Raw genomic sequence first — 12,057 nt, 5'->3', positions numbered from 1 at the left:
GGAGAAGCTGCGCTTCGCCATCCGCGAGGGCGGCCGCACCGTCGGCGCCGGCGTCGTCGCACAGGTCATGGATTAATTTTTAAGAGGATCAAAGGAGCAGGCCGGCCACGGTCGGGCTGCTCCCTTGTTGAGGTTCAACCATGAACGGTCAGAATATTCGCATTCGCCTTAAGGCGTTCGACCACCGGATCCTCGACGCATCGACACGCGAAATCGTGTCGACCGCGAAGCGGACCGGGGCGCAGGTTCGCGGGCCCATCCCGCTGCCGACGCGCATCGAGCGCTTTACGGTTCTTCGCTCGCCTCACATCGACAAGAAGTCGCGTGAGCAATTCGAGATGCGCACCCACAAGCGCGTTCTCGATATCGTGGACCCCACCCCCCAAACCGTGGACGCGCTGATGAAGCTCGACCTCGCGGCGGGCGTGGACGTGGAGATCAAGCTCTAAGCCCTCTGGGTTTGGAGCTTACGGTAGACACGTCGAGAGGATACGCACATGCGCTCAGGCGTCATTGCACAGAAACTCGGGATGACCCGCATCTTCACGGATGCCGGCGAGCATGTCCCGGTCACGGTTTTGAAGGTCGACCAGTGCCAAGTCGTCGCCCATCGGACCATGGAAAAGAACGGCTATACCGCGCTGCAGGTCGGCGTCGGCAAGGCCAAGGTCAAGAACGTTTCGAAGGCCGAGCGCGGGCGTTTCGCACTCGCTCAGGTCGAGCCGAAGCGCAAGCTCGCGGAGTTCCGCGTCACCGAGGATGCTGTCATCCCCGTGGGCGCCGAGATCACCGCTGATCACTTCATTGCCGGTCAGTTCGTGGACGTCACGGGCATCACCACCGGTAAGGGCTTCGCTGGCGGTATGAAGCGCTGGAACTTCGGTGGTCTTCGCGCCACCCACGGCGTGTCGGTCTCGCACCGCTCCATCGGTTCGACCGGTGGTCGCCAGGATCCAGGCAAGACCTTCAAGAACAAGAAGATGCCGGGTCACCTTGGTGTCGAGCGCGTCACGACGCAGAACCTGCGCGTCGTTTCGACCGACGTCGAGCGCGGTCTGATCCTCGTCGAAGGCGCCGTTCCCGGCGTGGCCGGCGGCTGGATCTACGTCCGTGACGCGGTGAAGCGCAAGCTGCCGAAGGAAGTGCCGATGCCCGGCGCGTTCCGCTCGGGGGCCAATGACGCTGCACCGGCCGCTCCGGCTGTTGAAGCCCAAGAGGAGAACGCGTGATGAAACTCGATGTCACCACGCTCGAGGGCGCGAAGGCTGGATCGGTCGATCTGAACGAGGCCATCTTCGGTCTCGATCCCCGCGCTGACCTGCTGGCCCGTTGCGTTCGCTGGCAGCTCGCCAAGCGCCAGGCCGGCACCCATGCGGTCAAGAATCGTTCGGCGATCGACCGCACGACGAAGAAGATCTACAAGCAGAAGGGCACCGGCGGCGCACGCCACGGTGCTGCGAGCGCTCCCCAGTTCCGGGGCGGCGGTCGCGCCTTCGGTCCGGTCGTTCGCAGCCATGCGCACGATCTGCCCAAGAAGGTTCGCGCTCTCGCCCTGAAGCATGCGCTCTCGTCCAAGGCGAAGGACGCTTCGCTCATCGTCGTCGACGATGTGCAGCTCTCCGAGGCCAAGACGAAGGCTCTGGTGGAGCGCTTCGGCAAGCTCGGCCTGGCGAACGCCCTGATCATCGGTGGCGCCGAGATCGAGGCGAACTTCCAGCGGGCTGCTCGCAACATCCCGAACATCGACGTCCTGCCGGTGCAGGGCATCAACGTCTATGACATCCTGCGTCGCGAGAAGCTCGTTCTCACGAAGGCGGCTGTCGATGCGCTGGAGGCGCGCTTCAAATGAGCCTGGACCCGCGCCATTACGATGTAATCGTGAGCCCGGTCATCACCGAGAAGGCCACGGCCCTGTCCGATCAGAACAAGGTCGTCTTCAAGGTTAGCCGGGATGCGACGAAGCCGCAGATCAAGGAAGCGGTTGAGAAGCTGTTCGATGTCAAGGTGAAGAGCGTCAACACGCTCGTCACCAAGGGCAAAGTGAAGATGTTCCGCGGCACCCGCGGCCAGCGGTCGGACGTGAAGAAGGCGGTTGTGACCCTCGAAGAGGGCCAAACCATCGACGTCACGACGGGCCTCTGATCCGACGAGAGAGTGATCCGATGGCTTTGAAGACTTTCAAACCAATCACCCCCGGCCTGCGCCAGTTGGTGATCGTCGACCGCAGCGAGCTCTACAAGGGCAAGCCGGTCAAGGCGCTGACGGAGGGCAAGAGCTCCTCCGGCGGCCGTAACAACCTGGGCCGCGTCACCGTCCGCTTCCGCGGCGGTGGTCACAAGCGCACCCTTCGCAACGTCGACTTCAAGCGCCGCGGGCGCATGGGGGATGTGGCTGCCGTGGAGAGGATCGAGTACGATCCGAACCGCAGCGCCTTCATCGCCCTGATCCGCTACGCCGATGGCGAGCTGTCCTACATCCTGGCCCCGCAGCGTCTGGCTGTCGGCGATCAGGTGTCGGCCGGCGAGCAGGTCGACATCAAGCCCGGCAACGCAATGCCGATCGGCAACATGCCGGTGGGCACGATCATCCACAATCTGGAGCTGAAGATCGGTCGCGGCGGCGCTATCGCCCGCTCCGCCGGTACCTACGCCCAGATCGTGGGTCGCGACCAAGGCTACGTCACGGTTCGCCTGAACTCCGGCGAGCAGCGTCTAGTCCATGGCCAGTGCTTCGCCACCGTCGGCGCCGTGTCGAACCCGGACCACATGAACACCTCGATCGGTAAGGCCGGCCGTAATCGCTGGCTCGGCAAGCGCCCGCACAACCGCGGCGTCGCCATGAACCCGATCGACCACCCGCACGGTGGTGGTGAAGGCCGTACCTCGGGCGGTCGCCATCCGGTGACCCCGTGGGGTATTCCGACCAAGGGCAAGAAAACCCGTTCGAACAAGCGGACCGACAAGTTCATCGTGTCGAGCCGCCACGCTCGGAAGAAGTAAGGATAGAGGCACGTCATGGCACGTTCGCTTTGGAAGGGTCCGTTCGTCGACGGTTACCTCCTCAAGAAGGCCGAGGCTGCCCGTGGTGCGGGCCGCTCCGAGGTCATCAAGATCTGGAGCCGTCGCTCCACGATCCTCCCGCAGTTCGTGGGCCTCACATTCGGGGTCTACAACGGTCAGAAGCACATTCCCGTCTACGTGAGCGAGGAAATGGTGGGTCACAAGTTCGGCGAGTTCTCGCCGACCCGCACCTTCCACGGCCACGCGGCGGACAAGAAGGCGAAGAGGAAGTAAGATGGGTAAGGCCGCGACTCCTCGCGCACTGAGCGATCAAGAGGCTCAAGCCGTCGCTCGCATGCTGCGCGTCAGCCCTCAGAAGCTCAATCTTGTTGCGGCCCTTATCCGCGGCAAGAAGGTTTCCACGGCGCTTGCCGATCTCGAGTTCTCCCGCAAGCGGATTGCTCGTGACGTCAAGAAGTGCCTCGAGAGCGCCATTGCGAACGCCGAGAACAACCACAACCTCGATGTGGACGATCTCGTCGTGAGCCAGGCTTTCGTCGGCAAGGCGCTCGTCATGAAGCGCTTCCATGCCCGGGCCCGTGGCCGGGGCGCTCGTATCATGAAGCCGTTCTCGAACCTCACGATCGTGGTTCGGGAAGTCGCCGAACAGGCGTAAAGGAGAACCAGATGGGTCAGAAAGTTAACCCGATTGGTCTTCGGCTCGGCATCAACCGGACCTGGGACTCGCGCTGGTTCGCCGGCAAGGGCGAGTACGCGAAGCTGATGCATGAGGACATGGCGATCCGCGATGCTCTCATGAAGCAGCTCAAGCAGGCCGCCGTTTCGAAGATCGTGATCGAGCGTCCGCACCGTAAGTGCCGCGTCACCATCCACTCGGGTCGCCCGGGCGTGGTGATCGGCAAGAAGGGCGCCGACATCGAGAAGCTCCGCAAGCTCGTCAGCAAGATGACGGATGCGGATGTGGCGATCAACATCGTCGAGGTCCGCAAGCCGGAAGTCGACGCTACGCTGGTGGCGGATTCGATTGCCCAGCAGCTGGAGCGCCGCGTCGCGTTCCGCCGCGCCATGAAGCGCGCCGTTCAGTCGGCGATGCGTCTTGGAGCCGAGGGCATCCGGATCAACTGCTCCGGTCGTCTCGGCGGCGCCGAGATCGCCCGTCAGGAATGGTACCGTGAAGGCCGCGTTCCGCTGCACACGCTGCGCGCGGACGTGGATTACGGCACCTCGACGGCGTTCACGACCTATGGCACCTGTGGCATTAAGGTCTGGATCTTCAAGGGCGAAATCCTTGAGCACGATCCGATGGCTCAGGACAAGCGGATGAACGACGAGGGTGGCCGTTCCGGTGGTCGCCGCGAGCAAGCGGCGTAACCGAGAGGTCAGGAGAGGTTTGCCATGTTGCAACCGAAGAAAACCAAGTTCCGTAAGCAGTTCAAGGGCCGGATTTCCGGCACCGCGAAGGGTGGTACGGACCTCAACTTCGGCCAGTTCGGCCTGAAGGCGATGGAACCCGAGCGTGTGAACGCTCGTCAGATCGAGGCGGCTCGCCGCGCGATCACCCGCGCCATGAAGCGCGCGGGCCGTGTGTGGATCCGGATCTTCCCGGACGTGCCGGTGTCGTCGAAGCCGACCGAGGTGCGTATGGGTAAGGGCAAGGGCGCTCCCGAGTTCTGGGCCGCCAAGGTCAAGCCGGGCCGTATCATGTTCGAGATCGACGGCGTGCCGGAGGACGTTGCCCGCGAGGCGCTCCGTCTCGGCGCTGCCAAGCTCCCGATCAAGGTGCGCTTCATCCAGCGCATTGCTGAGTAAGGAGGGAATCATGAAGACGAAGCAGAGAACCTCTGACCTCAACGCGATGTCGAACGACCAGCTGTCGGACGAACTGCTGAACCTGAAGAAGGAGCAGTTCAACCTTCGGTTCCAGCGCGCGACAGGCCAGCTCGAGAATACGGGACGCGTCCGTGAGGTCCGCAAGGACATCGCCCGCGTCAAGACGCTGCAGCGCCAGAAGTCGGCGTCGGCGAAGGCTTAAGAGGAAATCAAGATGCCAAAGCGCGTTTTGCAGGGCGTCGTTGTCAGCGATAAGCAGGACAAGACGGTCGTCGTGAAGGTGGAACGTCGTTTCACGCACCCGGTCATGAAAAAGACCGTGCGTAAGACGAAAAACTACCACGCTCACGACGAGAACAACACAGCCAAGGTTGGCGACACGGTCTTCATCGAGGAGTCCAAGCCGCTCTCCAAACTCAAGACTTGGGTGCTCGTCAACGAGGCGAAGGCTTAAAAAGCCTTCGTTTTGGGGTTGTCTAACAAGGGCGGCTCGTGTATACGGCCGCCTTTCTCGACATGAAGGGCAGGGGACGTCAGATCCCCGTCAGGCGTAGTCCGGGGAGGCAATCCTGCCTTGGCCCGGAAACCTGTCTGAAACAAAGGAAAGGATCAAAGCCATGATCCAGATGCAGACGAATCTTGACGTCGCCGACAATTCCGGCGCCCGTCGCGTGATGTGCATCAAGGTTCTCGGCGGTTCGAAGCGTAAGTACGCTTCCGTCGGCGATATCATCGTCGTCTCCGTGAAAGAAGCTATCCCGCGCGGCCGCGTGAAGAAGGGCGACGTCATGAAGGCGGTCGTCGTTCGCACCGCCAAGGACATCCGTCGCGCCGACGGATCGGTCATCCGGTTCGACAAGAACGCCGCGGTTCTGATCAACAATCAGAAAGAGCCGGTCGGCACGCGTATCTTCGGCCCCGTTCCCCGTGAACTGCGCGCCAAGAACCACATGAAAATCATCTCGCTGGCACCGGAGGTGCTCTAATGGCCGCGAAGATCAAGAAGGGCGACAAGGTCGTCATCCTGACCGGTCGCGACAAGGGCAAGACCGGTGAAGTCGTGCAGGTGATGCCGAAGGAGGAGCGTGCGCTCGTCCGTGGCGTCAACCTGGTGAAGCGGCACCAGCGCCAGACGGCAAATCAAGAGAGCGGCATCATCTCGAAAGAGGCGCCGATCCATCTGTCGAACCTGGCCTACGCAGACCCGAAGGACGGCAAGCCGACCCGGGTTGGTTTCAAAGTTCTGGACGACGGCCGCAAGGTCCGTTTCGCCAAGCGTTCGGGAGACCTGATCGATGGCTAAGGCTCAGGTGGACGGCTACACGCCGCGGCTTAAGAAGCACTACGAGGAAGTGGTGCGTCCCAAGCTGATCGAAGAATTCGGCTACAAGAACCCCATGGAAGTGCCGACGATCACCAAGATCGTCCTCAACATGGGCGTCGGCGAATCGACGGCTGACTCGAAGAAGGCTTCGGTCGCAGCTGGCGATCTCGCGCTCATCGCCGGCCAGAAGCCGGTGATCACCAAGGCCCGCAAGGCGATCTCGCAGTTCAAGGTCCGCGAGAACATGCCGATCGGCGCCAAGGTTACGCTGCGCAAGGCTCGCATGTACGAGTTCATGGATCGTCTCGTGACGATCGCGCTTCCCCGCGTCCGCGACTTCCGGGGCCTTAACCCCAAGTCGTTCGACGGCCGTGGAAACTACGCGCTTGGCATCAAGGAGCACCTGGTGTTCCCTGAGATCAACTATGACAAGGTCGAGCAGGTTTGGGGCATGGACGTCATCATCGCCACCACGGCGAAGACCGACGACGAGGCCCGTGCGCTCCTGCGTCACTTCAACTTCCCGTTCCGGCAGTGAGGATAGCTGTCCTCAGACGCGGACACTGGAGATAAACGAATGGCTAAGAAAAGCTCTATCGAGAAGAACAAGCTTCGTCGCAAGCTCGCGAAGCAATATGCCGGCCGCCGCGAGCGTCTGCTGGCTGTTGCCAACGACGAGGCGAGGTCCATGGAGGAGCGCTTCGAGGCGCGCCTCAAGCTGGCTGAACTGCCGCGCAACTCGAGCCCGACCCGCATTCGCAACCGTTGCGAAGTGACCGGCCGTCCGCGCGCTTACTACCGCAAGCTCGGCATGTCGCGCATCGCTCTGCGCGAACTCGGCTCCCAGGGTCTGATCCCGGGCCTCGTGAAGTCCAGCTGGTAAGGGAGGGCATCTGATGATCAACGATCCGTTGGGCGATATGCTCACCCGTATCCGCAACGCGCAGATGCGCCGTCGCGGCACCGTCATGACCCCGGGCTCGAAGCTGCGCGCCCGTGTGCTCGAGGTCCTCAAGACCGAAGGCTACATCCGCGACTACTCGCAGACGGAGTTCGGCAATGGCCGGACCGAGTTTTCGATCGAGCTGAAGTACTATGACGGTCAGCCGGTGATCCGCTCGATCGAGCGCGTCTCCAAGCCCGGCCGCCGCGTGTACGCATCCGTCGACACCATGCCCCGCGTGGCCGACGGTCTCGGCATCACCATTCTCTCGACGCCCCAGGGCGTGATGGCCGATCATGAGGCCCGGGAGAAGAACGTGGGCGGCGAAGTGCTCTGCAAGGTCTTCTAAGACTAAGCAACAGCACAGAACCACGGAGATTCGAATATGTCCCGAGTAGGTAAAAAGCCAGTTGCGGTTCCGTCCGGAGTGACGGCGACCGTCGACGGTCAGATGGTTAAGGTGAAGGGCACCAAGGGCGAGCTTTCGTTCCGCGTGCCTGACGAAGTGTCGGTTGCATTCGAGGATGGCGCCGTGTCGGTTAATCCGCGCGACACCTCCAAGACGGCCCGCGCGAAGTGGGGCTTGTCCCGCGCTCAGGTGGCGAACCTGGTTGAGGGCGTGTCCAAGGGCTTCGAGAAGCGTCTTGAGATCAACGGCGTCGGCTACAGGGCCGCGGTCGCCGGCAAGGTGCTGAAGCTGTCGCTCGGCTACAGCCACGACATCGACTACGAGATCCCGGCCGGCGTGACCATCACCACGCCCAAGCCGACGGAAGTCGTCGTGACCGGCATCGACAAGCAGAAGGTCGGACAGACCGCCGCCGAGATCCGCGACTATCGCGGTCCGGAGCCCTATAAGGGCAAGGGCGTCAAGTATTCCGACGAGTTCATCTTCCGCAAGGAAGGCAAGAAGAAGTAAGGACGACGTATCATGGCTGAGAAGAAAGGCGCCGAAGATCGCCGCAAGGCCCGTGTGCGCCGTGCGATCCGGAAAGCTGCGAATGGACGTCCGCGTTTGTCGGTGTTCCGTTCGTCCAAGCAGATCTACGCCCAGATCATCGATGACGAGCGCGGCCATACGGTCGCCGCTGCGTCGACCCTCGAGAAGGACCTCAGGGGCAAGCTCAAGACTGGCGCCACCGTCGATGCGGCAAAGGAAGTTGGGCGGCTCGTAGCGGAGCGCGCGGCTGCTGCCGGCGTGACGCAGGTTATTTTCGACCGTTCCGGCTACCTGTTTCACGGCCGCGTGAAGGCTCTGGCCGACGCAGCCCGTGAAGGCGGTCTCGATTTCTAACGGCGGGTAAATCGAAACACCCTTAGCGAGCGGGCCCGCCGCCCGCGCAAGTGAGAGGTCTCATGGCAAGAGAACCAAGAGAACGTGCTGATCGCGAAGAGCGCGACAGCGAATTCGTCGACAGGCTGGTACACATCAACCGCGTCGCGAAAGTCGTGAAGGGCGGCCGTCGCTTCGGCTTCGCTGCTCTCGTGGTGGTCGGCGACCAGAAGGGCCGCGTGGGCTTCGGCCACGGCAAAGCCCGCGAGGTGCCTGAGGCTATCCGCAAGGCAACTGACGCTGCCAAGCGCTCGATGATCCGCGTCGCGCTCCGCGAGGGCCGCACGCTGCATCACGACGTGAACGGCCGCCATGGCGCCGGCAAGGTCGTGCTTCGTTCGGCTCCGCAGGGTACCGGCATCATCGCCGGCGGCCCGATGCGTGCTGTCTTCGAAGTCGTAGGCATGCAGGACGTGGTCGCCAAGTCGCTCGGCTCGTCGAACCCGTACAACCTCGTCCGCGCGACCTTCGATGCGCTGAAGAACGAGGATAGCCCGCGTTCGGTCGCTGCTCGTCGTGGCCTCAAGGTCTCGACCCTGCAGGCTCGCCGTCGTGACGCCGGTGACGGCGAAGCTGTCGGCGCAGAAGCGTAAAGGAGGCTTGATCCATGGCGAAGAAGCCTTCCGCTGCTGAAGCGAAAACCATCACCGTTGTGCAGGTTGGATCCCCGATCCGCCGCGAGGGCAAGCAGCGTCAGACGCTGAGCGGCCTCAAGCTCAACAAGCTCCACCGTACTTCGACCTTGGAAGACACGCCTGCGGTTCGCGGCATGATCGAGAAGGTCAAGCACCTCGTGCGCGTTGTCGACGGGCAGTGAGGAGAGCGTCATGAAACTCAATGAAATTCGTGACAACGAAGGCGCTACCAAGAACCGGATGCGTGTCGGCCGTGGTATCGGCTCCGGCAAGGGCAAGACGGGCGGTCGCGGCGTCAAGGGTCAGACGTCCCGTTCGGGCGTGGCCATCAAGGGCTTCGAAGGCGGCCAGATGCCTCTGCATCGTCGTCTGCCCAAGCGCGGCTTCAACAAGCCGAACGCGATCCACCTGAACGAGGTCAATATCGGCCGCATTCAGGAGGCCGTGGAGGCTGGCAAGCTCGATCAGGGCACCCCGGTCACCAACGAGGCTCTGGTCGCGGCAGGCGTCGTCTCCAAGCCCCGTGATGGCGTGAAGATCCTCGGCGTCGGCGAGCTCAAGGCCAAGCTGTCGTTCCAGGTCGCCGGCGCGTCCAAGTCTGCCGTCGAGGCGATCGAAAAGGCGGGCGGCTCGGTAACCCTGCTGGGCGCCGTTGCGCAGGCGTGAGCCAGCGCCCACATTGAATAACCAAGCGGCGGCCCGCGTCTGATCGCGAGGCCGCCGTTTGCGTGATCGACATCACGTAATTGAAGATTTCGGGGACGAAACATGGCTTCAGCAGCCGAACAACTTGCGGCAAACATCAATTTTGGTTCGATCGCCAAAGCCGAGGAGTTGAAGAAGCGCATTTGGTTCACGCTTGGCGCGCTCATCGTCTATCGTCTCGGCACTTACATCCCACTACCTGGCATTGATCCCGAGGCCCTGCGGCAGAGCTTCCAGAGCGCCAGCGGCGGCATGCTCGGCCTGTTCAACATGTTTTCGGGCGGCGCTGTAGAGCGCATGGCGATCTTTGCCCTCAACATCATGCCGTACATCTCGGCCTCCATCATCGTTCAGCTGCTGACGTCGGTTCTGCCGTCGCTCGAGGCGCTGAAGAAGGAAGGCGAGGCGGGTCGCAAGATCCTCAACCAGTACACCCGCTACCTGACCGTGCTTCTCGCGGTCTTCCAATCGTGGGGCATCGCCGTTGGTCTTCAGGCGTCGGGCAACATCGTTCAGACGCCGGGCCCATTCTTCCTGATCTCGACGGTGATCACCCTCACCGGCGGCACCCTGTTCCTCATGTGGCTGGGCGAGCAGATCACGTCCCGGGGCATCGGCAACGGCACCTCGCTGATCATTTTCGCTGGCATTGTGGCGAACCTGCCTTCCGCGATCGCTGGCACCTTGGAGCTTGGCCGCCAGGGCGCAATCTCCACTCCCCTAATCATCGGCGTCATCGTGATGGCGATCGCCATCATCTATTTCGTGGTCTTCATGGAGCGCGCCCAGCGCCGCCTTTTGATCAACTATCCCAAGCGCCAGGTCGGCAACCGGATGTACGAGGGTCAGACCTCGTTCCTGCCGCTCAAGCTGAACACCTCTGGTGTGATTCCGCCGATCTTTGCGTCGTCGCTTCTGCTCCTGCCGGCCACCATCGCCAGCTTCCAGAGCACTCAGGACGGCGGCGGCATCATCTCGATGCTCACCACTTACCTGGGCCACGGGCGTCCCGCCTACATGTTCATGTATGCTGCGCTTATCGTGTTCTTCGCGTTCTTCTACACAGCGATCGTGTTCAACCCGACCGAGACCGCCGACAACCTGAAGAAGCAGGGCGGCTTCATTCCAGGCATCCGCCCGGGTGAGCGCACAGCCGAGTTCATCGATCAGGTGTTGACTCGCATCACGGTTCTCGGTGCAGCTTATCTGGTCATCATCTGCCTGATTCCAGAGCTCCTGGTCTCATACGCGGCGCTTCCGTTCTATTTCGGCGGCACCTCGCTCCTCATCGTGGTGTCGGTCACCATGGATACGGTTGCGCAGGTTCACGGCCATCTGCTGGCGCACCAGTACGAGGGCCTCGTCAAGAAGGCGAAGCTCAAGGGCGGACGGCGACGGTAAGATCTTGATCCGCGCCCTCCGGCGCGGATACTCGACCGTGTCAGGGGGGCGTCGATGAGAATTATCCTGCTGGGACCGCCAGGGGCCGGGAAGGGCACCCAAGCTGTGCGTTTGGTCGAGCGGCTGGGGATTCCCCAGCTTTCCACCGGCGACATGCTCCGGGCCGCCGTGGCGGCGGGCACGCCTATCGGCGTCAAAGCCAAGGCAGTGATGGATTCGGGCGCTCTGGTGTCGGACGACATCGTGGTCGGCATCATCGCCGACCGGATTGAGGAGCCGGACGCGAAGAACGGCTTCATCCTCGACGGCTTCCCGCGCACTGTGGCCCAGGCCGAGGCGTTCGACGCCATGCTGGCCGAGAAGGGCCTGAAGCTCGATTCCGTGATCGAGTTCAAGGTGAACGAGACCGAACTCGTCGACCGCATTGTCAAGCGTGCCAAGGAAACGGAAGCCCGGGGCGAACCGGTGCGCAAGGACGACAACCCGGACGTCTTCAAGACCCGCTTGGAAGCCTATCGCACCCAGACGGCACCGCTTTCAGCCTATTATGCCGGCAAAGGGGCCCTCAGGACCGTTGACGGCATGCAGCCCATCGACGAGGTCACCGAGGCAATTCACGGCATCCTCGGGCGCTAAGCAGTCGGTTCGACCCGCCCTGTCGTAGCGGCATAAAAAGTTGCGGCATGTTACAAAAGGGCTTGACGTCGAAGCGTTCGTGCGCTACGGGCAAGCCTCTTGAGAAAGAACTTGCTTATCCGGAGGGTTTCGTGAGAAGCCGCTCCGGATTCTTGTGTTCTCTAAACCCGCGCAGGGGCCGGCCTCCACCGGACGCGCGATAACACCACCTGAAGCCTGAGGCTTCGCTA

Annotated in this window: 24 protein-coding genes; all 24 read left to right on the top strand. The window is 62.4% G+C overall.

The window, feature by feature from the left end; all coding sequences use genetic code 11:
- Positions 1 to 76, top strand: a 76-nt coding sequence (locus DRB19_RS31940) for an EF-Tu C-terminal domain-related protein (RefSeq protein ID WP_162815788.1), incomplete at its 5' end; no start/stop codon positions are given.
- 64 nt (positions 77 to 140) lie between these two features.
- Entirely contained in the window at positions 141 to 449 is a 309-nt protein-coding gene (gene rpsJ, locus DRB19_RS21045; RefSeq protein WP_009764298.1) for a 30S ribosomal protein S10, read from the top strand.
- Positions 450 to 497: 48 nt separating this feature from the next.
- Complete coding sequence (gene rplC / locus DRB19_RS21040; protein ID WP_114187989.1) at positions 498 to 1,229, top strand: 50S ribosomal protein L3; 732 nt, start codon at positions 498 to 500, stop codon at positions 1,227 to 1,229.
- On the top strand, positions 1,229 to 1,849 hold the full coding sequence (gene rplD / locus DRB19_RS21035) for a 50S ribosomal protein L4 (RefSeq protein ID WP_114187988.1): 621 nt from the start codon (positions 1,229 to 1,231) through the stop codon (positions 1,847 to 1,849). Before rplC ends, rplD begins: the two co-directional genes overlap by 1 nt.
- Positions 1,846 to 2,142, top strand: a complete 297-nt coding sequence (locus tag DRB19_RS21030) for a 50S ribosomal protein L23 (protein ID WP_114187987.1) — start codon at positions 1,846 to 1,848, stop codon at positions 2,140 to 2,142. Before rplD ends, DRB19_RS21030 begins: the two co-directional genes overlap by 4 nt.
- Before the next feature lie 20 nt (positions 2,143 to 2,162).
- Entirely contained in the window at positions 2,163 to 2,999 is an 837-nt protein-coding gene (rplB, locus tag DRB19_RS21025) for a 50S ribosomal protein L2 (RefSeq protein WP_114187986.1), read from the top strand.
- 15 nt (positions 3,000 to 3,014) lie between these two features.
- Positions 3,015 to 3,293: a 30S ribosomal protein S19 gene (gene rpsS, locus DRB19_RS21020; protein WP_114187985.1), complete on the top strand. Its 279-nt coding sequence runs from the start codon at positions 3,015 to 3,017 to the stop codon at positions 3,291 to 3,293.
- A 1-nt stretch (position 3,294) separates the two neighbouring features.
- Complete coding sequence (rplV, locus tag DRB19_RS21015; protein ID WP_114187984.1) at positions 3,295 to 3,675, top strand: 50S ribosomal protein L22; 381 nt, start codon at positions 3,295 to 3,297, stop codon at positions 3,673 to 3,675.
- Between the two features lie 11 nt (positions 3,676 to 3,686).
- Entirely contained in the window at positions 3,687 to 4,391 is a 705-nt protein-coding gene (gene rpsC, locus DRB19_RS21010; protein WP_114187983.1) for a 30S ribosomal protein S3, read from the top strand.
- Between the two features lie 24 nt (positions 4,392 to 4,415).
- A complete protein-coding gene (gene rplP / locus DRB19_RS21005; RefSeq protein ID WP_114187982.1) occupies positions 4,416 to 4,829 on the top strand; it encodes a 50S ribosomal protein L16 in 414 nt (137 codons plus the stop codon).
- A gap of 10 nt (positions 4,830 to 4,839) precedes the next feature.
- Positions 4,840 to 5,052: a 50S ribosomal protein L29 gene (gene rpmC / locus DRB19_RS21000; protein WP_114187981.1), complete on the top strand. Its 213-nt coding sequence runs from the start codon at positions 4,840 to 4,842 to the stop codon at positions 5,050 to 5,052.
- Between the two features lie 12 nt (positions 5,053 to 5,064).
- Positions 5,065 to 5,304: a 30S ribosomal protein S17 gene (gene rpsQ, locus DRB19_RS20995; RefSeq protein ID WP_114187980.1), complete on the top strand. Its 240-nt coding sequence runs from the start codon at positions 5,065 to 5,067 to the stop codon at positions 5,302 to 5,304.
- A 163-nt stretch (positions 5,305 to 5,467) separates the two neighbouring features.
- On the top strand, positions 5,468 to 5,836 hold the full coding sequence (gene rplN, locus DRB19_RS20990) for a 50S ribosomal protein L14 (RefSeq protein WP_114187979.1): 369 nt from the start codon (positions 5,468 to 5,470) through the stop codon (positions 5,834 to 5,836).
- A complete protein-coding gene (gene rplX, locus DRB19_RS20985; protein WP_114187978.1) occupies positions 5,836 to 6,153 on the top strand; it encodes a 50S ribosomal protein L24 in 318 nt (105 codons plus the stop codon). Before rplN ends, rplX begins: the two co-directional genes overlap by 1 nt.
- Positions 6,146 to 6,712, top strand: a complete 567-nt coding sequence (gene rplE, locus DRB19_RS20980) for a 50S ribosomal protein L5 (protein WP_114187977.1) — start codon at positions 6,146 to 6,148, stop codon at positions 6,710 to 6,712. The genes rplX and rplE overlap by 8 nt, the downstream gene beginning before the upstream one ends.
- Positions 6,713 to 6,751: 39 nt before the next feature.
- Positions 6,752 to 7,057: a 30S ribosomal protein S14 gene (gene rpsN, locus DRB19_RS20975; protein WP_114187976.1), complete on the top strand. Its 306-nt coding sequence runs from the start codon at positions 6,752 to 6,754 to the stop codon at positions 7,055 to 7,057.
- 13 nt (positions 7,058 to 7,070) lie between these two features.
- Positions 7,071 to 7,466 (top strand): 30S ribosomal protein S8, encoded by a 396-nt coding sequence (gene rpsH, locus DRB19_RS20970; RefSeq protein ID WP_114187975.1) that lies wholly within the window; start codon positions 7,071 to 7,073, stop codon positions 7,464 to 7,466.
- Between the two features lie 36 nt (positions 7,467 to 7,502).
- Positions 7,503 to 8,036, top strand: coding sequence for a 50S ribosomal protein L6 (gene rplF, locus DRB19_RS20965; protein ID WP_114187974.1), 534 nt, complete (start codon positions 7,503 to 7,505; stop codon positions 8,034 to 8,036).
- A 12-nt stretch (positions 8,037 to 8,048) separates the two neighbouring features.
- The gene (gene rplR / locus DRB19_RS20960) at positions 8,049 to 8,411 is read left to right on the top strand and encodes a 50S ribosomal protein L18 (protein ID WP_114187973.1); all 363 of its coding nucleotides are present in this window, start codon (positions 8,049 to 8,051) and stop codon (positions 8,409 to 8,411) included.
- Between the two features lie 62 nt (positions 8,412 to 8,473).
- The gene (gene rpsE / locus DRB19_RS20955) at positions 8,474 to 9,043 is read left to right on the top strand and encodes a 30S ribosomal protein S5 (protein WP_114187972.1); all 570 of its coding nucleotides are present in this window, start codon (positions 8,474 to 8,476) and stop codon (positions 9,041 to 9,043) included.
- 14 nt (positions 9,044 to 9,057) lie between these two features.
- Positions 9,058 to 9,267 carry a 50S ribosomal protein L30 gene (gene rpmD, locus DRB19_RS20950; protein WP_114187971.1) on the top strand — a complete coding sequence of 70 codons (210 nt, stop codon included), beginning with the start codon at positions 9,058 to 9,060 and terminating at the stop codon, positions 9,265 to 9,267.
- Positions 9,268 to 9,277: 10 nt separating this feature from the next.
- Positions 9,278 to 9,751, top strand: a complete 474-nt coding sequence (gene rplO / locus DRB19_RS20945; protein WP_114187970.1) for a 50S ribosomal protein L15 — start codon at positions 9,278 to 9,280, stop codon at positions 9,749 to 9,751.
- Between the two features lie 102 nt (positions 9,752 to 9,853).
- Positions 9,854 to 11,191: a preprotein translocase subunit SecY gene (gene secY, locus DRB19_RS20940; RefSeq protein ID WP_114187969.1), complete on the top strand. Its 1,338-nt coding sequence runs from the start codon at positions 9,854 to 9,856 to the stop codon at positions 11,189 to 11,191.
- 54 nt (positions 11,192 to 11,245) lie between these two features.
- Positions 11,246 to 11,827: an adenylate kinase gene (locus tag DRB19_RS20935; RefSeq protein WP_114187968.1), complete on the top strand. Its 582-nt coding sequence runs from the start codon at positions 11,246 to 11,248 to the stop codon at positions 11,825 to 11,827.
- The last annotated feature ends 230 nt before the right edge of the window (positions 11,828 to 12,057 follow it).

The organism is Microvirga aerophila (genome assembly GCF_003332305.1).
Lineage (GTDB): Bacteria > Pseudomonadota > Alphaproteobacteria > Rhizobiales > Beijerinckiaceae > Microvirga > Microvirga aerophila.
This window is presented reverse-complemented; position numbering and strand designations above follow the sequence as displayed.

Coding starts and splice junctions, on each gene's coding strand:
- rpsJ (WP_009764298.1), top strand. CDS start 141: ATGAACGGTCAGAATATTCGCATTCGCCTTAAGGCGTTCGACCACCGG.
- rplC (WP_114187989.1), top strand. CDS start 498: ATGCGCTCAGGCGTCATTGCACAGAAACTCGGGATGACCCGCATCTTC.
- rplD (WP_114187988.1), top strand. CDS start 1,229: ATGAAACTCGATGTCACCACGCTCGAGGGCGCGAAGGCTGGATCGGTC.
- DRB19_RS21030 (WP_114187987.1), top strand. CDS start 1,846: ATGAGCCTGGACCCGCGCCATTACGATGTAATCGTGAGCCCGGTCATC.
- rplB (WP_114187986.1), top strand. CDS start 2,163: ATGGCTTTGAAGACTTTCAAACCAATCACCCCCGGCCTGCGCCAGTTG.
- rpsS (WP_114187985.1), top strand. CDS start 3,015: ATGGCACGTTCGCTTTGGAAGGGTCCGTTCGTCGACGGTTACCTCCTC.
- rplV (WP_114187984.1), top strand. CDS start 3,295: ATGGGTAAGGCCGCGACTCCTCGCGCACTGAGCGATCAAGAGGCTCAA.
- rpsC (WP_114187983.1), top strand. CDS start 3,687: ATGGGTCAGAAAGTTAACCCGATTGGTCTTCGGCTCGGCATCAACCGG.
- rplP (WP_114187982.1), top strand. CDS start 4,416: ATGTTGCAACCGAAGAAAACCAAGTTCCGTAAGCAGTTCAAGGGCCGG.
- rpmC (WP_114187981.1), top strand. CDS start 4,840: ATGAAGACGAAGCAGAGAACCTCTGACCTCAACGCGATGTCGAACGAC.
- rpsQ (WP_114187980.1), top strand. CDS start 5,065: ATGCCAAAGCGCGTTTTGCAGGGCGTCGTTGTCAGCGATAAGCAGGAC.
- rplN (WP_114187979.1), top strand. CDS start 5,468: ATGATCCAGATGCAGACGAATCTTGACGTCGCCGACAATTCCGGCGCC.
- rplX (WP_114187978.1), top strand. CDS start 5,836: ATGGCCGCGAAGATCAAGAAGGGCGACAAGGTCGTCATCCTGACCGGT.
- rplE (WP_114187977.1), top strand. CDS start 6,146: ATGGCTAAGGCTCAGGTGGACGGCTACACGCCGCGGCTTAAGAAGCAC.
- rpsN (WP_114187976.1), top strand. CDS start 6,752: ATGGCTAAGAAAAGCTCTATCGAGAAGAACAAGCTTCGTCGCAAGCTC.
- rpsH (WP_114187975.1), top strand. CDS start 7,071: ATGATCAACGATCCGTTGGGCGATATGCTCACCCGTATCCGCAACGCG.
- rplF (WP_114187974.1), top strand. CDS start 7,503: ATGTCCCGAGTAGGTAAAAAGCCAGTTGCGGTTCCGTCCGGAGTGACG.
- rplR (WP_114187973.1), top strand. CDS start 8,049: ATGGCTGAGAAGAAAGGCGCCGAAGATCGCCGCAAGGCCCGTGTGCGC.
- rpsE (WP_114187972.1), top strand. CDS start 8,474: ATGGCAAGAGAACCAAGAGAACGTGCTGATCGCGAAGAGCGCGACAGC.
- rpmD (WP_114187971.1), top strand. CDS start 9,058: ATGGCGAAGAAGCCTTCCGCTGCTGAAGCGAAAACCATCACCGTTGTG.
- rplO (WP_114187970.1), top strand. CDS start 9,278: ATGAAACTCAATGAAATTCGTGACAACGAAGGCGCTACCAAGAACCGG.
- secY (WP_114187969.1), top strand. CDS start 9,854: ATGGCTTCAGCAGCCGAACAACTTGCGGCAAACATCAATTTTGGTTCG.
- DRB19_RS20935 (WP_114187968.1), top strand. CDS start 11,246: ATGAGAATTATCCTGCTGGGACCGCCAGGGGCCGGGAAGGGCACCCAA.